The organism is Actinomycetota bacterium (assembly GCA_019347675.1).
In the GTDB taxonomy this organism is placed as follows: domain Bacteria; phylum Actinomycetota; class Nitriliruptoria; order Nitriliruptorales; family JAHWKO01; genus JAHWKW01.
The window spans coordinates 15,890-41,048 of record JAHWKW010000001.1 but is presented as its reverse complement, the minus strand read 5'-3'; the positions used below and the strand labels follow the sequence as shown (position 1 = coordinate 41,048).

General features: G+C 68.8%; 19 protein-coding genes and 1 tRNA gene. 12 read left to right on the top strand and 8 right to left on the bottom strand.

The features are described from left to right. Positions 1-121: 121 nt before the first annotated feature. The 7 genes from KY462_00175 to KY462_00145 all read left to right on the top strand — a co-directional run bounded on the left by KY462_00175 (position 122) and on the right by KY462_00145 (position 8,763). The gene (locus KY462_00175; protein MBW3576162.1) at positions 122-2,728 is read left to right on the top strand and encodes a hypothetical protein; all 2,607 of its coding nucleotides are present in this window, start codon (positions 122-124) and stop codon (positions 2,726-2,728) included. 297 nt (positions 2,729-3,025) lie between these two features. Next, positions 3,026-3,508, top strand: a complete 483-nt coding sequence (locus KY462_00170) for a hypothetical protein (protein MBW3576161.1) — start codon at positions 3,026-3,028, stop codon at positions 3,506-3,508. Then, positions 3,499-4,101 (top strand): hypothetical protein, encoded by a 603-nt coding sequence (locus KY462_00165; protein MBW3576160.1) that lies wholly within the window; start codon positions 3,499-3,501, stop codon positions 4,099-4,101. Before KY462_00170 ends, KY462_00165 begins: the two co-directional genes overlap by 10 nt. 72 nt (positions 4,102-4,173) lie before the next feature. After that, a complete protein-coding gene (locus KY462_00160) occupies positions 4,174-5,535 on the top strand; it encodes an IS1380 family transposase (GenBank protein ID MBW3576159.1) in 1,362 nt (453 codons plus the stop codon). Positions 5,536-6,367: 832 nt separating this feature from the next. After that, positions 6,368-7,666, top strand: a complete 1,299-nt coding sequence (locus tag KY462_00155) for a hypothetical protein (protein ID MBW3576158.1) — start codon at positions 6,368-6,370, stop codon at positions 7,664-7,666. Positions 7,667-7,760: 94 nt separating this feature from the next. Next, complete coding sequence (locus tag KY462_00150) at positions 7,761-8,285, top strand: hypothetical protein (protein MBW3576157.1); 525 nt, start codon at positions 7,761-7,763, stop codon at positions 8,283-8,285. Positions 8,286-8,376: 91 nt separating this feature from the next. Beyond that, positions 8,377-8,763, top strand: a complete 387-nt coding sequence (locus KY462_00145) for a tyrosine-type recombinase/integrase (protein ID MBW3576156.1) — start codon at positions 8,377-8,379, stop codon at positions 8,761-8,763. A gap of 39 nt (positions 8,764-8,802) precedes the next feature. Here KY462_00145 and KY462_00140 read toward each other — a convergent pair whose 3' ends face one another. After that, on the bottom strand, positions 8,803-9,846 hold the full coding sequence (locus KY462_00140; GenBank protein ID MBW3576155.1) for an XRE family transcriptional regulator: 1,044 nt from the start codon (positions 9,844-9,846) through the stop codon (positions 8,803-8,805). Further along, the gene (locus KY462_00135) at positions 9,843-10,205 is read right to left on the bottom strand and encodes a type II toxin-antitoxin system RelE/ParE family toxin (GenBank protein MBW3576154.1); all 363 of its coding nucleotides are present in this window, start codon (positions 10,203-10,205) and stop codon (positions 9,843-9,845) included. The genes KY462_00140 and KY462_00135 overlap by 4 nt, the downstream gene beginning before the upstream one ends. A gap of 82 nt (positions 10,206-10,287) precedes the next feature. Between KY462_00135 and KY462_00130 the strand changes: the two genes are divergently transcribed. The 5 genes from KY462_00130 to KY462_00110 are packed head-to-tail and all read left to right on the top strand — an operon-like array spanning position 10,288 to position 14,943. Continuing rightward, complete coding sequence (locus KY462_00130) at positions 10,288-10,530, top strand: DUF2188 domain-containing protein (protein ID MBW3576153.1); 243 nt, start codon at positions 10,288-10,290, stop codon at positions 10,528-10,530. 44 nt (positions 10,531-10,574) lie between these two features. Continuing rightward, positions 10,575-11,708, top strand: a complete 1,134-nt coding sequence (locus tag KY462_00125) for a hypothetical protein (protein MBW3576152.1) — start codon at positions 10,575-10,577, stop codon at positions 11,706-11,708. Then, positions 11,698-12,177: a hypothetical protein gene (locus KY462_00120; protein ID MBW3576151.1), complete on the top strand. Its 480-nt coding sequence runs from the start codon at positions 11,698-11,700 to the stop codon at positions 12,175-12,177. Before KY462_00125 ends, KY462_00120 begins: the two co-directional genes overlap by 11 nt. A 19-nt stretch (positions 12,178-12,196) precedes the next feature. Next, on the top strand, positions 12,197-13,786 hold the full coding sequence (locus KY462_00115) for a ThiF family adenylyltransferase (protein ID MBW3576150.1): 1,590 nt from the start codon (positions 12,197-12,199) through the stop codon (positions 13,784-13,786). Next, entirely contained in the window at positions 13,783-14,943 is a 1,161-nt protein-coding gene (locus KY462_00110) for an SAVED domain-containing protein (protein MBW3576149.1), read from the top strand. The genes KY462_00115 and KY462_00110 overlap by 4 nt, the downstream gene beginning before the upstream one ends. A gap of 131 nt (positions 14,944-15,074) precedes the next feature. On the opposite strand, the gene KY462_00105 is transcribed toward KY462_00110, so the two are convergent. The 6 genes from KY462_00105 to KY462_00080 form a co-directional block, all read right to left on the bottom strand. Then, positions 15,075-15,149: transfer RNA gene (locus tag KY462_00105), tRNA-Met, on the bottom strand. 61 nt (positions 15,150-15,210) lie between these two features. Further along, on the bottom strand, positions 15,211-18,093 hold the full coding sequence (locus tag KY462_00100; protein ID MBW3576148.1) for a UPF0182 family protein: 2,883 nt from the start codon (positions 18,091-18,093) through the stop codon (positions 15,211-15,213). A gap of 11 nt (positions 18,094-18,104) precedes the next feature. Beyond that, a complete protein-coding gene (locus KY462_00095) occupies positions 18,105-19,841 on the bottom strand; it encodes a DivIVA domain-containing protein (protein MBW3576147.1) in 1,737 nt (578 codons plus the stop codon). A gap of 77 nt (positions 19,842-19,918) precedes the next feature. Continuing rightward, positions 19,919-21,226: a hypothetical protein gene (locus tag KY462_00090; protein ID MBW3576146.1), complete on the bottom strand. Its 1,308-nt coding sequence runs from the start codon at positions 21,224-21,226 to the stop codon at positions 19,919-19,921. Beyond that, positions 21,223-23,952 (bottom strand): HAMP domain-containing protein, encoded by a 2,730-nt coding sequence (locus tag KY462_00085; protein ID MBW3576145.1) that lies wholly within the window; start codon positions 23,950-23,952, stop codon positions 21,223-21,225. The genes KY462_00090 and KY462_00085 overlap by 4 nt, the downstream gene beginning before the upstream one ends. A gap of 130 nt (positions 23,953-24,082) precedes the next feature. Further along, positions 24,083-25,150, bottom strand: coding sequence for a PDZ domain-containing protein (locus tag KY462_00080; protein MBW3576144.1), 1,068 nt, complete (start codon positions 25,148-25,150; stop codon positions 24,083-24,085). Between the last annotated feature and the right edge of the window lie 9 nt (positions 25,151-25,159).

Genomic DNA, 25,159 nt, shown 5'->3' with positions numbered 1-25,159 from the left:
GGACGCGGCCGGACTTCGGCAGCGAGACGTCGTCACACTGAACCTCTAGGTTCATGCTGGAGCTTGCAGTGGGACTGGATCATGCTGGACCGCATCGGCGTTTCGCCAAGGGAGACTAGAGGTGGGGGAGTTCATACCGATCGCGCGCAGCTGGGACCGCGTCGAGAAGGCCAGAGGCGACTCGGATACCGCCTACTTCTACGAGTTGCTCTATCTGGGCGAGCTAGCAACGAAGCTAATCGCTCTCGGACTACTGAGTTCCGTGCCGGGCGAGCGGCAGCAGCACCGTTACGCCCTTGAGCACGAACTCGTGCGTGCAGACTCCATCGGGTCCTGGGTCAAGGTTCTCCACGAAGTGCTGCAAGGTCCTGCCGCGGCCGTAGCTCTGTACGAGAGTCGCACCGTCCGGGCTCAGCTCACGCAGGGGTTCGCTGAGGACTCCGGGGCCTGGCAGCGAAGTTGCGTCACCGCCCTGGAGTCGGCTCTAGGTGAGTTCGAGAAGGTCGAACCGTCCCAAGGCAAGGTTTCATTGAGGCGCTGGTTGGACAGCTTCGCGAGGCTGCGCAACGCGACGCGCGGGCATGGGGCTCCCCTGGCTGCAGCGTGTTCCAAGGCGGCCCGACCGCTGCAGGCGAGCCTAACGGCAATCACCGATGAGCTAGAGCTCTTCCGTCGTCCTTGGGTGTATTTGCATCAGAACTTGTCCGGCAAGTTCCGAGTCATCGAGTTGGGTGGCGATGCGAGCGCTCTCGCCCACCTCAAGTCATCCCCGGACTATAACTACCGGGATGGGATCTACATCTATTGGGATGCGCCACGCCCCGTGAACCTCATAACGACGGACGTCGACATCAGGGACATCTACGTAGCGAACGGGAAGTGCAGCGGGAACACATGTGAGGGGCTCTCGTACCACTCGGACGATCGTGTTGCCCTTGACACAAGCCGTTGGAAGACACCCCCGAGTGCCCGACCCACGAGCGAGACCGCTCCGCCGCCGAACCTTGACGTGGTGGGCAACACCTTCGCCACGCTGCCGCCGCCCCGCCCTGATTACGTGCGGCGCCCCCGGCTTGAGCAAGAACTGCGGGAGGTTCTCGAGAATGAACATCGCCACCCCATGGTCACGTTGCTCGGTCGAGGCGGCATCGGCAAGACCTCGCTGGCACTGCAAGTGCTGCACGACCTAGGTACGGCGACCGAGACGTACGAGTTCATCCTGTGGTTCAGCGCGCGTGACATTGATCTTCTGGAACACGGCCCCCGTGTCGTGCGACCTCAAGTGCTTACAATCTCGGAGGTCGCCGAGGACTTCGTCTCGGTGATCGAGGCCATGCCGGATGGCACGTGGGATTCTGCCCAAGACTACCTTCGCGAGTGTCTCTCCGGCACGGATCGGCTCGGTGGTCCCGCGCTCTTCGTCCTTGACAACTTTGAAACGGTGCAGGAGAAGAGCGAGCTCTACCACTTCCTCGATACGGCGATTCGTCTTCCGAACAAGGTCCTCATAACGACGCGTCAGAGCGAGTACAAGTCGGATTACCCGGTCGAGGTTCGCGGAATGGAGGAGCCCGAGTTCCGCGAGCTCGCACAGGCCACGGGGACCCGGCTAGGGATAGGTCAGCTACTCATAGAGGATTACTTGGCCGCGGTTTATGAAGAAAGCGACGGTCACCCCTACGTCGTAAAGGTTCTGCTGGGCGAAGCTGCCACCGCTGGGCATCGTGTTGATGTCGAGCGGATCATGGCGAGCAAGGAGGAACTGCTCGATGCTCTCTTTGAGCGGACGTTCGAGGCGCTTGCCGCCCCCGTCCAGCGAGTCTTCCTGACGTTGAGCAACTGGAGGTCGAACGTGCCTCGCCTGGCGCTGGAGGCGGCAGTCCTTCGGCCGGAGAACCAGGAACGTATAGATGTCGCACATGCCCTCAGGACGCTCCAGAGGGCCTCGCTGATTGAGGTCGCGTCATCGCCGGTAGACGGGGAGGAAGTAATCAGTGTGCCGCTCGCCGCTGCCGTGTTCGGCAGACGAAAGTTAACGGTTCACCCCTACAAGACGGCTATCGAGGCGGACACGCAGATCATTCGACTCTTCGGCGCATCGAAGACGATTCACTCCGAGAGAGGTGTCGAGCCACGAGTCGAACGGCTCATGTCATCGATAGCTCAGAAGCTGGAGGCCGGGGAATCGCTGGACGATGTACAGCCGGTACTTCGGTACGTCTCAGGCAAGTACGCCCCGGCACGCCTCCACCTCGCAGATCTCTATCTGCAGCAACTCCCCCGTCCACAAGGTCTCAAACGAGCCGTCCAGCAAGTCGAGAGGTACATCGAGGACCGCCCGGGAGACGTGATGGCGTGGAGGAAGCTCACGGCGCTAAAGGAGCGAGCCGGTGACCCTCTCGGAGAAGTCCAGGCACGCCTTGAGTTGGCACAGCGGCCAGATGCGACGATCACTGACGTCAGCGCGGCTGCTAACCGCTTGAACCAGCTGCTCGCGGAGGGCCAGCTGAGCGTCGACACGGACGAGAAGCGCATCATCGCTGAACGCTTGCGTGACGTGTTCGTCCTGAGGCGCTCGGAGGCCGACGCCACGGACCTGTCGCGACTGGCGTGGCTGCACATGCATCTGAAAGACACCGCAGGGGCGTTGCGCTACGCGGAGATGGGCCTAAAACTCGATGCAGCTAACAGGCACTGCCAGAACCTGGCGGAGCGCTTGAGGTCGTAAGACCAGGCGGGGAGGTTTGGGCGTGCGTATCGGCTTGGTGGGGTGCGTGAAGTCGAAGCGGAGCCCGCCGTCACCGGCGAAGGAGCTCTACACCTCGCCGGTGTTCACGGGAGCACGTCGAGCCGTCGAGTCCGGTTGCAACCTGTGGTTCATCCTGTCGGCCGAGCATGGGCTGTTGGATCCGGACACGGTGACTGAGCCGTACGACCGGACTCTCGCGACGGTGTCGCGGCGCCGTCGACGGGAATGGAGGGCTGCGGTCCTGAGTGCACTCGGCGACAAGTTGGGTGACTCGGTATGCACACGTTCGAGATCCACGCCGGGAAGGCGTTCTACGGCCACGGACTCAGGCGAGGAGTCGAAGATGCGGGTGCCGAAGTCGTCGTCCCCACGGAGGGCATGTCGATGGGACGGAAGCTCTCCCACTACGCCGGTGGGCCGGACGTGGCAATCTCGTCACGTGAGCGGCGCGGTAGCCGCAGGGGAGAGCCTGGCTCCGTCGGTCGCACGTACGCTCCGCCGCGCGGCAAGTATCGGCCGGTGTTCGACCACCTCTCGTCGCGTGCCGACGAGAGGTGGGACGCGAGGTTGTCGGACATCGAGCACATCCGCGGCAGCCCGCTTCCGCGGAGTGCCAGGGAGTACTCCGCTTGGTGGGCGAACGACGGCAGCGGAAGTCACAGCCACGCTCGGGGATGGCTCGCCGCGGGTTGGGAGACGTCGCGGGTAAAACTCGGCGCCGAACGGGTTCGGTTCCGGAGGAGCGGGGCGTGGAGCTGACGGAGCGATTCAACACCCTCAACGAGCTGTACTCGCTCCTGCACGCTGCGGCCACCTTACACGGCGGACCTCGTCTTCTCGGGGAGGCGACGGGTCGGGACGGATGGCCAACTCACGGTGTCTACTTCTTCTTCGAGTCGGGCGAGCTGCGAGAGGATGGTGAGACGCCCCGCGTCGTGCGCGTCGGTACCCACGCCCTCAGCGAATCGTCGAAGACGAGGCTCTGGACCCGCCTCCGAGCACACAAAGGCCGTGTAGGGGGCCGCAACCCCGGCGGGGGGAACCATCGCGGATCGGTCTTCCGGCTCCACGTCGGGACGGCGCTGATCCAGCGCGACGGCTACCCGGAGGCTGCGACGTCCTGGGCCAGCGGATCGAGCGCACCGCGAGACGTCCGAGACAAGGAAATGCAGCTCGAGAGGGCGGTCAGCCGGCACATCGGAGCTATGAGCGTGGTCCATGTCGCCGTGCCGGACCGCGGGTCCCGCGCAGCGATCGAGAGTGGCTGCATATCTCTCCTCAGCAACTTCGACCGCGAACCCATGGACCCTCCTAGCCGTGATCTTGCAGTAGGGGCTGCGCGAGATACGTGAAAGTGCCCTCCAGCGCCGCGAGACTGTGGTTTGTCTGAAGAACCAGAGCCGCGGGCGGAGGGCACCTCGTTGATGAACGCTACCAGTGTGGTGGAGCGGGTTCGAGTAGCCGACGGCGGACGCCAGATCGCCTCGCAGGTCGGTACCCACCTTGTGGGTGGTCTGGCCCAGAAACTCGGGATCCCTTCGGCGCTGTCGGCGGCGATGTCGACAACGGTGCAGCGCCGTTCCCGGCACGACCGGGGCCGGGTGCTGACCCAGATCGCGATGACGCTAGCGGCCGGCGGCCGGTGCATCTCGGACGTCGCGGTGCTGCGCAACCAGCCGAGCCTGTTCGGGCAGGTCGCCTCGGACGCGACGGTGTGGCGAGTCGTCGACGCCATCGACGACGAGGTCCGCGACGAGCTGCGATCGGCGCGGGCGAACGTGACCGCGTCGCTGTTGGACCGCCTCGACCCCGGCGAGCTGATCTTGGATGTGGACGCGTCGGTGTTCGAGGTCCACTCGGAGAACAAGGAGGGCGCCGCGCCGCACTTCAAGGGCGGGTTCGGGTTCCACCCGCTGTTCGTATTCGCCGAACCGGTCGGGGTGCCGCTGGCAGGCCGGCTGCGGCCGGGCAACGCCAACGCCAACAACGCCACCGACCAGCTGCAGGTCATCGACGACGCGATCGCCGCACTGCCCGACCAGTGGCAGGCAGGCCACCGCGACGGTGACGATCCTGGCGAGGTGGTGCACCAAATCGTGGTGCGCACCGACATCGCCGGCTACTCGCACAAGGTCATCGGCGGGCTCCACGGGCGCAACCTGGCCTTCTCGATCGGGATGCCCGCCAACGAGGCGTTCGACGGCCACATCCACCGCTTGGGGCACGACGACTGGCGTCCGGCGCTCGACGGTGACGGCCGTCCCCGCAAAGGTGCGCAGGTCGCCGAGCTCGAGGCCGTCCCCGACTGGATGCCAGAAGGCACCCGGGTGATCGTGCGTCGTGAGCGGCCCCACCCGGGCGCGCAGCTCAAGCTGTGGGACCACGACGGCTGGCGGCACCAGGTCATCGTGACCAACCAGACCGGTGACCCGACGCTGCTCGAGGCCCGCCACCGTGCCCACGCCCAGGTCGAGAACCGCATCAAGAACCTCAAGGACATCGGCCAGTCACGCTTCCCGTTCGCCCGGTTCACGTCCAACGCGGCCTGGCTGCAGCTGATGCTCGTCGCCGCGCTGCTGCTGGCCGCCACCCAGACCCTGCTGCTCGAGGGTGAGCTGGCCGTGGCCGAACCCCGACGGCTGCGCCACACCATCCTCCACGCCGCCGCACGCGTCGCCCGGCGATCACGCCAGACCTGGCTGCGGCTGGCCGACAACTGGCCCTGGAGCCCCCAACTGCTCGGCGCCTACCACCGGCTGGCCGCCCTCCAACCCGCCCCCGGCTGACCCGGCCCGCTTGCGGCCATGGCGGGCCTCGCCCGCCCACCTCACGCTGCACACCACTTCGACACCGCGAAATGGTCGGCGAACAAGCACCCGTCGTCGGACCAAACGGCGCCCCGACCCTCCCCCGAGACCCCCAAACCCGGCCACGCCGTCCTCACCGGCCACCCTCAATGCTCAGAACGCCACCCGAGCGGCCTATTGAAGGATTGGGGCTAGACAGGCATCTGGTGCAACGTTAGAGTCCTGCAGGTGGTGGGTCGTCCGCTTCTCGGATAGTTCGGCGGTAAGCCGAACCAAACGGCGGAGCGTGTGCGTGGTTACAGCTGAGGGAGGGGGCGGCCACGCTCGGGGACGCCTGCTCGATGACGGTGAAGCAAGCTCTCGGAGAGCTCGGTCAGGCGGGTGGGCCTCACGGACCCCTTCCATCTTCCGTATGGCACGCGGATCTTCGAAGAAGTGCAGCGTCGGTCAGATGGCATTGCCAGTGGATCGTCGCCGACGCACTGATAATCACGCCTGTGGCGAGGACCTTGCCAACGATCGCGTCAATGGACACAACGGCGACATTGGGCCCCAACGACTTCATTCCCGTCGAGTTCCCTGTTGCGGCTCATGGTCAGCACGGGGGGCATGGGGCAGAGGACAGGGTCCCCGGGCACTGCATCGGAGATCGGCCTCGAGGACCTCCCGCTCGAGTAGTCCCGCGGTTGACCGTGACAGGTTGGCGGACGGGTGCGCCTCGATGCCATGGCAGCTTAAGGAGGCGTCCTCTTTGCCGCGCGACGCGTGTAGAGCGTGCTTGCCAAGTCCCGTCGACAGAAAGTCTTAGACGGTGAAGACGACCGGTGTCTTGAAGAAGCTTGGCGAGTGGGGGCTGGTTCTGGCTGGCATTACCCTGGTCGCTTGGAGCTGCACGAACGGCGGAGAGGAACCGAAGGCGACTGCTCCGGAGGACCAGGCAGAGGTCGGCACCGTCGAGAGCGTGCTGGGTGCCATCCCCATCCCGCCCGGCAACCCCCAGACTCCCGAGAAGGTCGAGCTCGGGAAGATGCTGTTCTTCGATCCCCGTCTGTCTGGGAACAACCAGATGGCTTGCGCGACGTGTCACTCACCCGACAACGGCTTCAGCGACGGCGTTCCCCGCAACAGTGGGCCGAAGGGAGAGCTGGGGCGCAATTCCCCAACCATCTGGAACGCGGCGTTCGCCGACTTCCTGTTTTGGGACGGCCGGGTCGCCAGCTTGGAGGAGCAGGCGGCCAAGCCGATCCCGGCCGATGTGGAGATGGCTCAACCGATCCCCGAGCTGATCGAGGAACTGAAGGCCATTCCGCAGTATCCGGAGTTGTTCGGCAAAGCCTTCGGGAGTGAAGAGATTACGTTCACCCGGATCATTCGGGCCATCGCCGCCTTCGAGCGGACGATCGTGACGGCCAACTCCCCTTTCGACCGCTTCCAGGCGGGTGACCAGACGGCGCTCTCGATGGAAGCTCAGGAGGGGATGAGACTTTTCAACGACAAGGCTGCTTGCGTCAGCTGCCATGCCGCCCCGCACTTCACGGATTACAGCTTCCATGTTCTGGGGGTCCCAGAGGTCGGGCCGAAGCTCGCCGACGTGGCGGCGAGCCAGCAGCGCGCTGAGGGCCTGATCCCGAGGGGACGGCGCGTCCCGGCCGACCTCGGTCGGTTCGAGGTCACAGGTGACCCGCAGGAACTCGGGGCCTTCAAGACCCCCACGCTGCGCAACACCGAGCTCACGGGTCCGTACATGCACGACGGTGTCTTCCCCACGCTTGAGGAGGTCGTCGCCTTCTACAACCGCGGTGGCGGCGACGCCGACAACAAGTCCCCTTTGATCCAGCCGCTCAACCTCAGCCCAGAGGAAGAAAAAGCCCTGGTGGCATTCCTGAAGTCGCTCACTGACACGAGCGTACGGGTGGAACCGCCCGAGTTGCCTCCAGGGCCGGGGGGATCTCCTGCCCCACCGCCAGGAGGCGCAGCCATGCTCCGCCCACAGGGGGCGACGGGAAAGACGGATGCTCCGGCTGTCGCGGCGGGCCAGCACGCGGGGGGACCACTTGCCAAGCTCCGGGTTTCAGGCTTCGGCCGGACACACCTCCTGCTCTCACGTTGAGTTTCCTGGACATCGCCAAGTCCCTGGCGGAACGCGAACGCGCACGAAGACCGCGGCGCTCGTTGAGCAGGTGGCCGCCGACGCGGGTGATGCGGTGACCACGTTGCGGGAGCTGGCGCACGGCATTTACCCGCCGCTGCTGGCCGCCGAAGGCCTGACCGTCGCGCTCCAGGGTCAGGCCCGCAAGGCCGCAACCCCCGTGGAGACCATCGCCGACGGGGTCGGCCGCTACCCGCAGGAGGTCGAGGCGGCGGTGTACTTCTGCGTGCTCGAGGCGCTGGACAACACCGGCAAGTACGCCAAGGCCACCAAGTCCACCGTGACGCTGGCCCAGACCATTGGCGACCTCACCTTCCAGGTCGTCGACGACGGGGTGGGGTTCGACCCGGCCACGCCCCCGCGCGGTCACGGCCTAACCAACATGGTCGACCGTCTGCAGGCCCTCGACGGCGCCGTTGCTGTGCCCTCACAGCCGGGGCGAGGAACCACCGTTGCAGGCTTCACCCCCGTTCCCTTCATGACTGATACATCCGTTGAGGCGGCTTGGCGATTGATGCCGACGCGCACGGAGCGACCTCCACGTCACCGCGTTGACTGCGCGAGGACAGATGTGCGATAGGCAGCACTTCGCGCGGTGCACATTTTGAACATCAGGAGGCAGTAGGTACTCGCTGCCGTGGCGTACCGGAGACTAACGAGAGGGAAGATCTGTGCTGCGCGACGCCCGTCGACGTCAGACCGAGACTCGGCTGCGGTCCCCCATCTGGCACGACCACGATCTCGTGTTCTGTCGCGACGACGGCAACCCATGGCACCCAGACCACGTCACCGAGACCGTCCGCGAGATGATCGTCGAGTCGGGCCTCCCACGCATCCGGCCCCTACAAGATCTCCGCCACACCCACGCGACCCTTCTCCTGGCCGATGGCGAGAACCCCAAGGTCGTTCAGGAGCGCCTCGGCCACCACTCCCACTCCTTCACAGCCGACACCTACCAGCACGTCATGCCCGGCATGGACGCCAACGCCGCAGCGCGGTTCGATGGGCTGATCTTCGGCGAGGCGCACGAGAGCGGCGAAGCCGACCTGGACGACTGACGTCGACACGTGCGCCGGTGCGGTAGCCCCGCCGGCAGCTCAGCTGGGGACGACCTCAAGACGGCAGAGAAGGCGAAGGTGCCAGGGCCGATCGCCTCCGTTCGCCCGCTCCACCATTACCTGGAAGCTGTAGTTCTCATTGCGCTTCTTGTGCACGTAGTCAAGTAGGTAATCGGGAATCCATCCAACCAGGCAGCCGTCGACTTCCAGGCGAATGGCTCGGTCGTTGAAGGGGTTGGCTGGCTCGTCACGCCACTCGAGTCTCTGGCCGCGTTGGAGGCTGGCGACTCGTTCCGTAACAGCCTCGGGCGTATCACCTTCGGCGTCCTCGTGGGCATGGCTCACCCCCGAGACAAGGAACGGCAACCATTCGGCTCCACCAGGTTGGGGCTGTGGTTCTGGGACAATCTGGATGGTGTCGTGGGGACTCTGTCCCCACGAGCGGGCGAGCAACTCCACCGGTGTCGCTTCTTCTCTCGTCAGCCCGAGCGCGTCGAGTTGGCTGTCGTAGTCCAGTCGCGCAGACGACACGATCCGGTCAGCGAAGAAGGGGAACAGATCTTCTGACTCATACTGTGCACGCAGGTCTGGGAACTCACAGAAGGGCTCGAACCCGGCGTGGAGTTCTGCCTCTGGTGTGTACGCGAAGAGGAACTTCTCCCCCGTGAACCGCAGGCGGCCAACGTGGACCAGCTGTCTCGTGTGGGGGTCCTGCCAGACGACATGGAAGCTACGCGGTGAGCGCCCCATGGCGCCTTGCTCGCCGAGCACGGGCAGACGAATCTCATAGGCGCGATCCGGGTAATCGGCCACGATCCGGAGTCGCCCCCCCGTTGCGACCACGTACTCGCGAAGTGTCGAAACCAAGATGTCACGCTGACGCTCAAGCCGTGAGACGCCTGACTGCGAGGTCCCGATCAGCTCGCCCAGTTCCGTCTGGGTTCTCTGCATCCTCGAGCGCAACTCGGCGAGACCGAGCTCCTCTGTGAGCTCTGCCACCTTCTCCGCGACTCGCTGGCGCGACTCCGGACTGCGCTCGTAGAGGTCGGCCTTCAGCTTCGAGAACTTCTTGCTGCCGCTCATTCGATGATCCCTTCCCTGCGCAGGCTTCGGAGATACTCGGCGTAGAGCGCGTCGGCGGCAGGTATCGCCTCGTCGTACCAGGCATCCCAGTCACCCGACTTATCGCCTCCAAGCAGCAAGATCGCCTCTTGACGCGGATCGAAGGCAAACAGCACTCGGAGTGTCCCGGAGCTGCTGCACCGCAACTCCTTCATGTTGTGGAACGCCGACCCATTGACACGATCGACGGTCGGTCGACCGAGCGCCGGACCATGTTCCTCCAGGAGTTCGACTCTCGCGATGATGGCCTCCTGTTGCTCGATCGACAGCCCATCCCACCACTCCCCGAACTCGTCCGTGTAGTTGATCTCGTACGGCACCAGCCTCTCCCAGCATAACGTTTGTGTACTATACTGTCAAGGTGCTACAGTCCTTCGGGCCGAACACCGAAAGGGCGATGCCATGCCAACCAACCGTCACGTCGTACCCAACCCCGACGGTGGATGGGACATCAAGAAACCCGGCGGTCGGCGGTCGAGCGGCCACGCCGACACGCAGTCCGACGCCATCCGGCGTGCGAAGGAGATCGTCCGCAACCAGAGTGGGGGTGAGGTTCGCGTACATGGTCGCGACGGCAAGATCCGGGACTCGGACACCGTCGCGCCAGGTAACGACCCGTTCCCGCCCCGCGACAAGAAGCACTGACCTCAGTTCGGTGAGACAACGGCGACAACAGCTAGGACGAGTCCGTGTCCAACCACCCTCTACCGAAGCAGTTCCGGGAGATGCACTCGAACATCGCCCTCGCAGACCGCGCTCTCGTCGCGATCGCCGCCCATGTGGAGGTTCGCTCTGTTCTGCACGGCTCTCGAGCCCTGAGCGACCGCGAACTCAAGGACGTCCTCGTCGGCAGCTACGCCCGCAGGGTGTCGATCTGGCCCGGCAAGGACGTGGACGTCTTCGGTCGACTGATGGGCGAGACGGTGCAGTCGATCGCCCCCGACGACGCCTACGGCCTGTTCGATAGCGCTCTTAAGCCGTTCGACGAACAGGGCCGCCTCGTCCGACAGCCACGTTCGCTGAAGGTCAGCTTCGGACCCGACCGCGTTCCCTCCCCCGACTACATCCGGCTCGCCGCCAAGGAGTACAACTGGAAGCAGTCGCGGGTCAGCAGGGTCATCGCCAACCTCGACAAACTCGGCTTCGACTTCTCCGTCGACGTGGTCCCAGCGGTCCGGTGGAACGGACACTACGGCATCCCAGAGGTGCACCGCCCCCAACCGTGGGCCGATCGGCAGCGCACCGGGGGTTGGCATTGCACTGACCCGGTCCAGCTCATCGATGAGACCCGCGAGCGCAACGGAGACGTGATCGTCGGGGGAGCCGGTGGCTTCGTGCCGACCGTCAAGACCCTCAAGCAGGTCAAGAGCAGCCACCTCGAGGACACCAAGCCCAGCTTCCTGTACTACGAGTTCGCGCTACACGAGGGGTTCGCCGCAGGCGACATCCAGGGAGACTCCTGGGCGGACGTGACCGCGTCGGCTCTCAAGTTCCTGGCCGCCCGTCTCGCCGAAGTCGACGCTCGTCCGGTTTGCGATCCCGTGCTCGATCAGCCCTACGCGCCGGCGCCTGCACCCGACGATGTCGCGGCCGCCCGAGAGACGCTCGACGCGCTGGCCCGCCGCGCTCAGCGCGCCGTCACGACGCAGGACGCGTGCCAGGCCGCCATCGAGTGGCGGCACATCCTGGGAGGCAACCGCAAGATGGACAACGTCTTCCCGCTCCCTCCCGGATGCCGATCCACAGGCGTGGTGATGGGAGGCGCCGGGGCAGCGAACGTTGCGACCGGAGGGACTGCCGAGAGGTCGTTCGGTGGGCGCTGAGCCCGACGCGTTCGACCTAGCCGCGGACCCCGATCGACTGCGCGAGTTCGTCACCGAACTCGAGGCCGACGGGTTCGAACGGACCGGGCCCTTCAGCTGGGAAGGTCCCACCCACCCGTCCCTGCTCGAGGGCGCGCACACCGACGCAGAACGCATGACCATCATCGTCCGGCCCTCTTGGCCCTACCTGCCGCCGCTCATCCACGTTCCCGACATCGCGACGTGGCACGCCGACCAGGAGCGGCTGTGCCTGTGGCAGACGGAGGACGCCAGCCAGCGGTGGGCCACCCTCCAGGGCTTGTACGACCGCATCGAGGAGTGGGCCACCGACGCCGACCGTGGCTTCGCCGACGTCGAGAACGCCCGAAACCCGGAGATCTACTGGCAGGAGGACATCCCCCAGGTCGTCGGGCTCGTGGAGATCGACACAGTTCTCGGTAGGCCACCCTGGCGACGGACAGCACGGTGATTTCCACTTCACGCACGCCGTGTCAGCCGACGGCCGTCCAAGCCCGGTCGTCGTGTACGACCTACACCCCGGCGCGTTCACGGCTTCGACCGACCTCCCAGCCGGACTCAAGGACCGTCGCGCGGTCCGTGCACGGTGCTTCTACCGCGAGTCCGTCCCCCATCCGCCCCGGAACCTCGACGAGTTCAGGCGGTTCCTCACCGACAAGCAGCGGAAACGTCTGGACAGCGACCTGCGCAACCACCCGGTCGTGATGTTCGGGCTGTTCTGGCGCAACCAGGCCGGGCTCGTCGCCACCGTCCTGCTGACCTACACCGACGACAGCGGCGGCGGCCGGGACCTGTACCTCGTGGTCCTTCGCCCCAAGGGAGTGCACGAGATGCTGCTACGTGCAGGCCCGGACGCCGACCTGCTGGATGGCAAGAGCGTCGCGATCATCGGGGTCGGCGCGATCGGCTCCCACGTCGCCGACCAGCTTGCCCGCTCTGGCATGCGTAACCTGCGGCTGCTCGACTACGACTTGTTGTGGCCGGCCAACCTCATCCGCCACGCGGCCGCCCCCGGCACTCCCGCCGGTACCACCAAGACCGGCGCCCTCAAGGAGCAGCTCGAGCAATACCCGTGGGTCACCGTGGCGATCCCTGAAGAGACCCACGACGGGCACGTGTGGACCACCGACGGGCTCCGCGCCGTGGTCGAGTCGGCGGACCTCACCATCGACGCCACCGGCCACGGTGGTCTCGCCGAACTCGCAGCGCGGGTCGCCCAGGACGCAGCCCGGCCCTACCTGACGGTGGCGCTGTTCCGCGGCGGGGCCGTGGCGCGCGTGCGACGCCAGGCCGGCGTCGGGGACACCCCCATCGCCGCTCGCACGCACCTCGACGCCTACCCGCAGATCCCGCCGCTCGGCGACGAGGCGGAGTACGTCGGCACCGAGACGGGCTGCCTAGCCCAGATCCACAACGCCCCACCCGCGTCTGTCGCCCACGCCGCGAACGTCGCCGCCAACGTCGCCATCGACCATCTCACCGGACGGCACGACCAGCCCGACGAAGTCATCGAGGTCATCCGCCCCGGCGACCCGCCCTTCGACCGGCCCGGCCGGGTCCGCCCCGAGGACCTGCCCATCACCGTCGACGTGACCGAACGCGCCCAGCGGACCATGCGAGGCGCCGCCAGCGCCGCCCTGCCCGACGAGACCGGCGGTGTCCTCGTCGGATGCCGCATCGACGGGAGGACGCTGGTGGCCAACGCCATCGAGATCCCCGACGCAGACGCCGACCCGCGCAACTACCGCATCGCCGGCGACACGGCAGCAGCCGTCATCGCCGACGCGCGGGAACACGACTCCCGCATCGGCTACGTCGGTGAATGGCACAGCCACACGACGGATCCGGACCCGAGCCCGCTGGACCTCGCCACCATGCTGACCGTCGCCGCCGACCCGGACGCCAACGACACTCCCATCCTCCTCATCGCCCACCCCAGCCCCGATGGCGACGCCGCCGCCGAGCTTCGGGCCTACGCCACCAGCCCGACGGGCCTCAAGCGCGCCAAGATCTGCATCACCGGGGACCTCCCCGACCACTACGAAGGACAAGGCGCGTGAACGGCGCCTTCATCAGCTACACCGGCGACCGAATCGAGCGTGGTCAGGTCGTCAAGGCGCTGCGCGAGCACGGCATCAACCCCTGGCGCGACGTCGAGAACCTGGACGTCGGCGACGACACGACTGACACCATCCTCGCCGAGCTCGCTAACTGCTCAGGAGTCATCCTCTGGATTAACGAACGAATCATCCAATCCGCCTACGTCGCCAAGGTGGAGCTACCGGCCATCGCCCGCGCCGCCCGCAACAAGCATCTGCGCATCGTTCCCGTGTTCGACGGGATGACTCCCCAGGAGGGCGCCGCGCTCGTCAGCCGGATGGGTGTCGAGATCGGCGACAGCCATGGCCACGTCGTCGACCCCGATGCCGACCCGCCCACCACCTCCGCCGCGATCGCCTCGCGGTACGTGCGCGGGCACCTGAAGGACGCCCACACGGCAGGCGCAAGCCCCGTTGTACGCATGGTCACCTACGACGACACGGCATCCCTGCGGGACCGCGCCGTCCTCAACCTCGACTGGCGCCACCACCTCACGGACGGAAATCTCACCGCCAACACCGAACAACGCCTGCGATCCGCACTGCACGCCGCCACCGGCGCGCTGAAGGCCGCCTACGGCGCCTGCCAGGTGACCATCGCCGCGAAGGCCCATCTGTCGCTAGCGGTCGCGCTTGGCCACGCCTTCTCGCAACCCACCGGCTGCACCTTGCGGCTGCACCGCGAAGACGGCGCATGGACGACGCTCGCCGCCCCCGAGAACCCAGCGCCGCTGAACGAAACCCGCGGCGGGCGCGGCCCGGTCGATGCTGGCCGCGCCTGCGTCGAGCTCTCGGTGACCCGCAACGTCGACGCACGAGTGGCAGCGCACATCTCCGCAGGCAACCGATACCGCCACCGCGTCATACTCACCCCCGCTGACGGACCCGGGCGCACGACCGTTGGCAGCTCCGAGATCGCGAACGGCTGGGCCCAGCAGATCGGGGACGTGCTAACGCGCGTGGCCGACCAGTCCGATGTCGACCACACCGATCTCTTCCTAGCCACCCCCATCGAACTGGCCGTCATGATCGGCTGGTGGACCAACGCCGCTGGGCGCATCAACCTCATGGACTGGGCCAAGACCGGTCCCTACCGCCGCCTCTGGGAACTGCCGTAACCCCGCCGTCTATGCACGACCGTGCATAGCACCGGCAAGCTGTACGCGGTGCTGCGATGCGCAGTGCCAATTCCGGCGGCCATCCGGCGGCCATGAAAAGGAGAAACCCCCGAAACCGGGGGTTCTCGTAGTAGCGGGGGCAGGATTTGAACCTGCGACCTCCGGGTTATGAGCCCGGCGAGCTGACCGAACTGCTCCACCCCGCGTCGCGGCGACGACGGTACCCCCGCCCCGTGAGCGCGGCAAACGCCGGCGCCCCGCCCGAGGTCACGCCCCGCCCTCGGTCGCAGCGCCGCCTTCCTCGGTGTCGGTCGCCGCCGCGGCTTCGTCCGAAGGCGCCGCATCCTGCTCGGGCACCGGTACGCCTTCCTCCTCCGCGGCGCGGCGCAGCAGATCCTGTGCCTCGTCGACCCGGCGCTGGTAGGTCGCCAGGTCGCCGTCACGCAGAGCCTGATCGGCGGCGGAGAAAGCGTCCATCGCGCGGCTCAGCAGGCCCGCGACGCTCACCCGCTCCGGCTCTGGATCGGGCTGCTCCACGGGGGCGCCGGGGACCACCGCGTCTTCGGGGGCCGCCCCGATCAGTTCCGCGAGCGCCGCATCCAAGGTGTCGGCCATCACGACCTTGTCGCCGAGCACGAGCGTGACCTTGGCCAGCTCCGGGATCTCGGTCTGCGGGTTGACCAGGAACAGCGGTTGCACGTACAGGATCGAGCGCTCGATGGGGATCACCAGCAGGTTGCCGCGGATCACCTCCGACCCGGCCTGGCTGCGCAACGTGATCCACTCGGAGATGGTGCGGTCCTGCTCGACCTTGGCATGCGCCTGCGCCGGCCCGAGGATCGTCTGGTTGCTGGGGAACTGCACCGCGTATAGCCCGCCGTAACGCCCCGGATCTGAGCGTCCCGCCAACCACGCGATCATGTTGGGCTTGTTCCGCGCCAGGTACGGCTGGATCAGGACGAACTCCTCGGTTTCTTGACCGGGGAGCCGCATCAACAGGTAGTACGGCTCGAGGGGCGCACCCTCGGGCTTCTGCCTGTTGGTGATGGCCGGGGCGTCGGTGGGGAACTGCCACGCGTCCGCCTTGCTGTAGAAAGCCGGCGCCTGGGGGATGTGGTACAGCCGGTACACGTCGGCTTGCAGCTGGAAGAGGTCCTCCGGGTAGCGAAAGTGCCGCACCAGCTGATCGTCAGCCGCGGACACGTCGGCGAACGGCTCCGGGAACGCCTGACGCCACGCGGCGACCACCGGATCATCGGGCTCGACCACGTACAGCGTCACCGTCCCGTCGTAGGCGTCGACGACCGCTTTGACGCTGTTACGGATGTAGTTGACGGTCGCACGGTGCAGATCGTTGATGAACTGGTTGCGTTCCGCGTACGGGTAGTGCGCCGAGACGGTGTAGGCGTCCTGGATCCACACGATCCGCCCGTCGAGCACGACGGCGTACGGGTCGTCGTCGAGCAGGAGGAACGGGGCGACGCGCTGCACCCGTCGGCTGATCTCTCGCTCGAAGATGATGCGCGACTCGGGCTGGATCAGGCCCGACAACACCAGGTTGGGGTCAGCGAACCGCAGCGCGAACGCCAAGCGCTGCAGGGGGCCCCCGACCGGGACGCCACCGAGCCCGTCGTACACGGTCGTCTGCGCCTCGCCGGTGTCGCTGGCTTCGAAATCCAGCTCCTCGTCGGCGCCCCGCACGATCGAGTAGTCGCCGTGGAGCTCCCCGAAGTACACGCCGGGGCGGCCGTCGGGCACCAGTGTCTCGGCCGGGCCGCGTGGGGGGATGTCGCGGCTGAGGAAGACCGGGGAGCCCTCACGGTCTGCGATGTTGACCTGCGAGGCCACCGCCCCGTGGCCGTGGGTGTAGAACGTGTGCAGGTTCTGCCAGGTCTTGGCCGACTCCTCCAGCTGCTGGGGCTGCATCTCGCGCACCGACAGCATCGTCTGGCGTACCTCGCCGTCGACCATGTAGCGGTCGACGTCGACGTCGGCGAAGTCGTAGTAGGGCCGGATCGCCTGCAGCTGGCGGTAGCTCTTGAGCAGGACGCTGGGATCCCACAGGCGGACGTTGTTGAGAGTGACGGCGCGCTCCTCGACGTCCGCGGGCCCCAGGTCGTCGTGGACCGTGAACCTGGTGCCTTCCACCTCGTGCAGGTCGTACGCACTGCGGGTGGCTTCCAGGTTGCGTTCGATGAACGGCTGCTCGCGGGTCAGTTCCTGGGGATCGACCCGCAGCCGCTGGATGGCGGCCGGGTAGATGCCCTGCAGCAGGATGCTCGCCAGGATCAACAGGCCGATGGCGGCGCCCGGGAGCAACCACCCGCGCCGGCGGATGTTGACCAGCACCATCACGATCGCCACCGCGGTGACGAGCAGGAGCAGGTTCAGGGCCGGTAGTTCAGCGTTGACGTCGGTGTAGGACGCCCCGGTGACCGTGCCCCGGGGCGAGAAGTTCAGCGCGAAGCGATCCAGCCAGTACCCCCACCCGCGCACGGCCAGCACCAGCGCCAACATCACCGACAGGTGCGCTTTGGCCTGAGGAGTCACGCGGTTGCGGGGCGCGTCGGGACGGATGGCGCCGAGCAGGTAGTGGGCACCCGCCGTGACGGCGAGCACCATCAGCAGCGACGTGAACAGCCAGCCCTCGACGAACTCCGCCCACGGCAGGTCGAAGACGTAGAACCCGACGTCGCGCCCGAACTGGGGGTCAGCGACGCCGAACGCCCCGCCGTGGCGCCACAGCACGAACGGTTCCCACTGGCTGGCTGCGGCCGCCCCGCCGCTGAGGGCGAACAGCAGGGCCACACCGCCGATCAGCCACGGAACGTAAGGATCGACCAGTTGCCGGTACCGCTCGATCGCCGCCTCACGAGCCGTGGCGGGCAGGATCAGCGGACGCAGACGTCGGGCGATCACCAGGTTGACGGCCACGAGCAGTGCGAGCACCGCACCGAACAGTGCCCCCAGACCCATCCGGGCGCTGAACAGCCCGAGGAAGACCGACTCGTACCCCAGCCCCTGGAACCACCACAGATCGGTCAGGAAGGTCGCGACCCGGTTGGCGGACAGCAGCACGAGCACGACGACGACGGCCAGGACCACACCCAGCCGTCGGCGGATGGCGTCGCGCAACCGGCGCGTCGCCACGGGCGCTCGGGTCACTGGGCCGGCGCGACGGTACAGACACAGCCGCGGTGGGCTGGGGGCACCAGATCGCCGCTGGGGAACTCTCGGTCGAGCGTGACGCGCCCCTCGGAGGCGTTGGCACGGCACTGGTTCTCCGGGCAACGGGCTTCGTCGCCCACCACCCAGACCCGTTCGGAGAGCGCGGCCGCGCGCCAGGCGTCGTGCACGCCCAGCTGGTACGTGCGGATCAGGCTGGTCTCGGCGGCGGCCTCGGCCACGGGGCCCTTGAGGTCACGGAAGACCTCACCGACCCGCTCGGTCAGTACCCCCAGCTCCTCTTCGGCTTGCAGGCCGGCGCGCAGGGTCGCCTCCAAGGACGTGGTGATCTCGTGGGCCAGGCCGTCACGCAGATCCCGCGCGGCCGAGCGGATCCGCTCGCGGTCGCCCTCGTCCGGTTCGGCGGTGTCCGCCAGGGTGGCGCCGTCTCGCAGCCCCGCGCCGTAGACCTCGCTGAGGAAGGCCTCACCGACGCCCTCCAACGGAGCGAGGTCCTCGTCACCGGGCAGCAGCACGGTGACGTCGGACTTCCCCTCGGTCCTGCGGATGGCGTCGAGGACGCCGTTCTGCACGTCCTGCAGCGTGCGCTTCAGGCGCCGCACCATCCCGGGGCGGATCTCCTGCAGCGCGCGTTCGCGCAGCTCGGCCGCGGCGACGTCGGTGACGGAGCGGGCCTCTTGCATCGGCTCGACCGCGGGCGCTGACGTCTCCACTTCGGCGACCACAGCCTCGTCCATCCTGATCTCGGCGGTGTCGTCGGCGCGAGCCGCCGCCTCATCATCGGGAGGCACGGCCTCATCGGCGGGAGCTGACTCCTCATCGGCGCGAGCTGACGCCGACTCCTCGGCGGCAGACGTCCCCTGTTCGGCGCGCGTTTCCTCGGCGGTTCGCTCCTCACCGCCTCCGCCGGGGATCCCCTCGTCGTCGCCTGCTTCGGCAGCCGCCGCGACTTCGGCGGCCGCGGATTCCACGGCCCACTCCCGCTCGGCCTCGTCGTCGGTCTCGGGAGGCCCTGGCGTGGCGAACTCCGGCTCGCTCAGCGCGACCTCGTCGGAGGCTTCGGCCTCGGCGGGCACCGCCTCGGACGCTGCGGCTTCCTGCGAGGGTTGCAGCTGCAGCCCCTCAACGGCGGACGCGACCGCCCCGATGGCGGCTTCGAGATCGACTGCCAGCTGGGCGCGTGCGGCCTCGAGGTCGCGCACGCCCGCTTGGATCACCTCCCGGCGGTGGCGGGCCTCTTCGACCAGCTCCTCCGCCTCCCGGCGTGCCCGTTGCAGTTCCTGTGCTGCCGTGCTGCGCGCGTGCTCGAGCTGCTCGGTCGCGCTGCTGCGCGCGCGTTCGAGCTGCTCCGTGGCGCTCATGCGGGCGGAGTCCAGCTCGCTCTGCGCGGTCCGTTGCGCGGCTTCCAGCGCCGTGCGAGCCTCCTCGTCGGCGCGCCGACGCATCTCGGCCGCGGCGTCCTGCGCCGCGACGAGGATCCGGGTGGTCTCCTCGCCCAGCTGCTGGAAGACGTCGCGGGTGTCGCCCGCCGCCGGGGCAGCACCCGGCTCGGGTGGCGCTTGGCCGGACTCGGCCTGCAGCTCCTCCACCTGCCGCTGCAGCGCCCGGTAGTCGTCGGCGACCTGTTCCAGGAACGCCGTGACCTCGTCACGGTCGTAGCCGCGGAGGGCGATCAGGAACTGGCGGGACGCGATCTCTTCGGGCGTGAGCACGGTTCCCTCGTTGCCTGCTGCGGGTCGCAAGCATAGAGGCGCCCCGGTCGCGCCGCCGTCGGTCACCGACCGAGGGCCTACGGGAGCGTCGGGAGCTTCGAGACGGTGTCGTCGATGGCCTCGCCGACGTCCGACACCGTCTCGTCGAGGAGGCCGGTGAGGTCATCGACGGTGTCGTCGACGACGTCGTTGACCGGGGCGCACGGCTCCAGCGGGCACAGCTCGGCGTCGGGCGGCGGCGGTGGCGGCGACGGTGGTGGTGGTGGTGGTGGTGGTGGCGGCGGACCGGCCGGGCCGGGTGCCTGCGCGCCAGGCGCCGAGCCGCCCGGCGCCACGGGCTCGGCGGCCACGACGTCCGCGCCCGGCGCCCCGCCGACGACAGCCGGGAACGCCGGTCCCAGCCCCACCGCCAGCGTCACCGCCTGCCTCAGCGCATCGGCCCCCAGATCGTGCATCGCCAACACGATGCCCCAGGTGGCGCCGTCGTGGCGGAGGCGGACGATCGTGTCGACCGCCTCGTCGAGACCCAACCCGGCGCGCTGCACCAGCAGGTCGGTCACGACCACCGCGACCAGGACGTCAGCTGGCGGCCCGAACCGCCCCGCGGCGGTGGTGGTCGCCAGGCGCGGCAACGCGTCCGCGAGCGGCCCCTGCACCTGACTGAAAGCGGTGTAGAACGCCGGCGGCTGTGGTGCGCTGCCGTACCGGGCGGCGAACCCGGCCGCCAGCTGGGCGACCTGCCGGTCGATCGCCAGGACGTCGGCCAACAGCCGCCGATCCCATTCATCGACCGGCTCGTAGTGCAGCGGACGCGGGTCCGCGGGGAGTCGTCCACCCACCACCGTGGCGTCCTGCAGACGGCCGACGGCCACGCACGGGCCGTCGCAGTCGACGCCGGCGGCCTCGGCGCGGATCCCCACCCCTCCGTCGTAGACCCCGACGCGCACGGCGCCGCCGGTGTCCACCCGCCACGACCCGCGCCCGCTGACGGTGAACGGCGAGAAGGCGACCACCCGCTCACGTCCAGGGACCTCGGTCAGGACGGATCCGGCCGTGATCTCCAACGGATCCGCCAGGCGGGCGCGCGCCTCGCCCGACAGCGCGATATTCCCCCCGTCGACCGCTAGGCGCGCCCCGTCCTGCGACCGCACCGCGGCGCCGTCGGGCACGAGCTCTTCGAGGCGGACGTCGACCCAGCGGCCGTCGACGAGGCGCTGCAGATCACCCGTGATCAGGCGGGCGGCGAAGCCTGCGGGGATCCCCGGTGTGCGCCACGGCGGCGCGACGACCACCCCGACGATCACCGCGACGACGGCGATCCACGCGGAGACGCGTCCGCGTCGAACCACCGCCGGCCGCGTCCCCTCGGCGCTGTGCACGCTCATCGGCCTGCGCCTCGTCGGCGACCGGGCGGACGTCCGCGGCGGACCTGGGCGTCGGTCGGGAGCAGCAGGTGGACGTCGGTGCCGGCGCCGGGGACGGACTCGACGGTGACGGTGGCGCCGAAACGGTCCGCGATGCGACGCACCAGCGACAGACCCAGCCCGAGCCCCCCGTACCGGCGGGTCGCGCTGCCGTCCAGCTGGTGGAAGTCACGCATGATCGCGGTGGCCTCTTGGGGGTCGATGCCGACGCCGGCGTCGCGGACGGTCAAACGCACGTGGCCGTCCGCACGTTCCGCGACCAGCCGGACCGGCCCTTCCGAGAACTTCACGGCGTTGTCGACGACCTCCTCCAGGACACGGTCGAGCAGCGCGGCGTCGGCGGCGACGGGCGGCAGGTCGCGCGCCAATCGGCGCGTGAACCGCCGGTCGGGACGACGTTCGCGCCAGGACGCCAGGACCTGATCCACGACGGTGTCGAGGTCGATGGGTTGGATCTGCACCGAGATCCGACCGGCCTCCAGCGCCGCGAAGTCGACCAGCATCCCCACGATCCGTTCGAGACGCGTGACCGACGCCACGATGCTGCTCGCGAAGTCGGCCACACGCTCGTGGGGCAGCTCGCGTTTGCGCAGGACCTCGGCGTAGCCCCGGATCGGGGTCAGCGGGGTGCGCAGCTCGTGGGACATGTTGGCGAGGAACTCGGTCTTCATGCGTTCGACCTCGGCCTCGCCGGCGATGTCGCGCAGGACGTACACCCGACCCAGCCGGGTGCCGTCGACAGCCACCATCGGGGCGGCGGTCGCCGCGACCGGGACACGACGGCCGTCACGGTCGATCTCGCCCCGCGCCGCGCGGATGTGGCGGTCCGCGGGTCCGCCGAGCGCAGCGACCAGGGAGGCGCCGGTGTCGTCGGTGCCCACCAGCACGTCTTCGACGGCGCGACCGACCGCGTCCCCGGCGCTGGTGCCGAGCAACCGCTCGGCTGCGGGATTGAGGGTCTGCACCGACCCGTCGGGACCCACAGCAGCCAGACCCTCACCGATCGAGGCGGTCAGGACCTCCAGGCGGCCGCGCAGCGCCGACTCGACCGCCGCCGCTGCCCGCAGCTCGTCCTCGCGGATCGACAAGGAGGCGGTCATCTCGTCGAAGGCGTCGGCCAGACGTCCGACCTCGTCGGGTTGGTCGATCCCGGTGCGCACCTGGCGGTTGCCGGCGGCGACCTCCTCGGCGACCCGGGTCAGCCGTCGAACCGGTCGGGTGGTGCGGTTGGCCGCCCATCCCGCCAGCAGTCCCGCGACGGCGACACCGGCGAGGGCGGCCAGGAACAGCGTCCGCGCGAAGTCGCGCTCCGCGCCGGCCAGGATCGCGGCGTCCTCGGTGAGGACCAGCCACCCCAGCGTCTCCACGCCGGACTCCAGCGGGGCGGCGACGAGCAGGGCCGGCTCTCCGCGCAGCTGGACCAGCCCGCGCCGCTCGCCGCCGGCGATGGCGTCGGCCACGTCCGCCGTTGCCCGGGTCAGGGTGGACGCTGCGACCGTGCCCGCGACCACGACCGAGGCCTCTGCGCCCGAGGCCGCAGCGAACTCGGCGAGGAAGACCGGATCGGTGACGCGGCGGCCGGTCACCAGCACACCGACCAGGCGGTCGCGGCGTGGTTCGCCGCCCTCGGTGGGGTAGACCGGCGTCGCAGCGACCGCCAGGACGTCGGTGCCCAAAGTCACCACGCCGCCGGCGTCGTTCCCACCCAGCGCCCGCTGCACCAACGGGTCGCCGGCCAACAGCAGCTCGTCGCCGGCGGGGAGCCGACCACGGTCTTGCACACCCCAGTCGTAGGACGACAGGACGTCACCGCCGGGTCGGACCACAACGACGACGTCGACCAGTGGCAGCGCCGCCACGGTCCGGGCGGTCTGCTCGGCGACCTGCGGATCACCGGTCGCAACGCGCTGCGCAAGAGCGCCACTGGAGAACAGCTGCGCGGTCGTCAGCAGCTGCAGGGGCCAATCTTCGAGCACCTGCCCGGCGCGGCCGGTGACGGCCGTCTCGAGGTTCTCGAGCTCATCGGCCTGCAGGTCAGCGGTGAACGCCACACCGCCGACGCTCGCCAGCCCCAGCACGAGGACGAGCAGCGCCACCATGAACGAGGCGACGACACGGCTGAGCAGGTGCTCCCGGGACCGCCACAGCAACCACCCCCCGACCGCCACCGAGCCTGCCAGCCACAGTGCCGCCGCGAGCGTCGCACCGATCTGCGCGGCCAGGTCCGCCACAGCCCACAGCAGGATGCCTGCGGCCAGGGTGAGCACGTCGCGCCGGTCCAACGCCCCACGCACGACCGCCACCGCGGCGGCGACTCCGGCGACGGCGGCGGTCAGACCCGCCGCGGGCGGAGGGGCGACGACGACCGCGGGCGCGGCGATCACCGCAGAGGCGGGGCCGCGTGCGATCCAACCGCCGGTGCCTGGGCGCAGGCCCCCGGCGGCCCCGACGGCCAAAGCGGCGTAGCCGGCAGCGCGGATGGACACCGGCCACGCCGAACCGCCCGCGACGAGAGCACCGGATACCGCGTGGCTGATGGCAACGAGCGCCCCGCCCGCGGCGAAGCTCAGCCAACCCGACCCGGCGTCGTCGCGCCGCGCGGTCGCGTACGCGACCAGACCGGCTGACACGGTGAAGCCCAGGATGTGCACCGCCAGGTGCAGGGGGATGGCGACGCCGCTGCTCATCGGTTCGATCGAGTGTACGGGGAGGTCGCGGCGACCCGCGGCCCTGCTTCAGTTATCGACCTGCTGCACGGCCTTCTTGACCGTGCCGGTCGGCGTGCGCGGCAGCGTGGCCGCCACCTGCGGCGCGCGATCAGCTCCGGCCCAGCGCGACCGCATCGGGGGGGCGGCGCCCCCCGCGCAGCTGCTCCAGGGCGTCAAGCGCCTCTTGCAGCGTGCCGACGGGGATCACCAGGATCTCGCGGCCCACCCGCGTGCTGCGCGCCTCGTCGAGGTTGCCGCGCGGCACCAGGAACGCCGAGGCGCCGCGGTCGTCGTCACGGTGGACGGCGCCGAGGATCTTCTGCTGGATCCCTCCGATCGCACCCACCACACCGTGTTCGTCGATGACCCCGGTCCCGGCGATGACCGCCCCGCCGGTCAGGTCCTTCGCGGTGAGCGCATCGATCACCGCCAGCGCGAACATCAGGCCCGCCGAGGGACCGCCGACCTGCCCCGCCTCGATGCGCACGTCGACCGGGAGGCTGAGGTGGTCGGTCAGCAGCGCTCCCACCAGCGGCCTGTCCGGGTCGTCGATGTGCGGGGCCAACCGCACCGTGACGGTGCGGAGATCCCCGTCGCGGCGGATGCGCAAGCTCACCACGTCGCCCGGCGCCCGGTCCCGGACGTGTTGCGTCGCGGCGTCGGCGGTGTGGACCGGGTCGCCGTCGACCGACACGATCACGTCGCCTAGCGCGAGGGTCGCCTCGGCCGGCGACCCGGCAACGACCTCGACGACCCGCGCCCCGTCGGGCGCGAGGTCCACCGCGTGGCCGAGCGTGCGTAACGCCGCGACCGCGGCTGCGACCTGTGAGCGGTCCATCTCGGCGACGTTCCGCCGCCGGACCTCGTCGGTGTCGTCTCCTGGAGGATACAGCTCGGTCCGCGCCACCAGCCGAACCCGTGGGGACCACAGGTGGCGGACCCACTCGGCGGCGGCGAGGTCGGGGTCGACCGCGACGGTCGTCAGCAGCAGCTCACCCGCCGACGCGTACGTCCGCGCGCCGCGGATGAAGACGGCGGTCAAGGCGTCCTGAGCGGGTCCTGGATGCAGCGCGACGAAGCAGCGCGGCTGAGCCGGGAACGCCTCACACCCCACGTGGCCACGGCCCAGGAGACCAAAAGCCGAGAACAACAGCAGGATCGACAGCAGACGGCGCACGCGACCTTA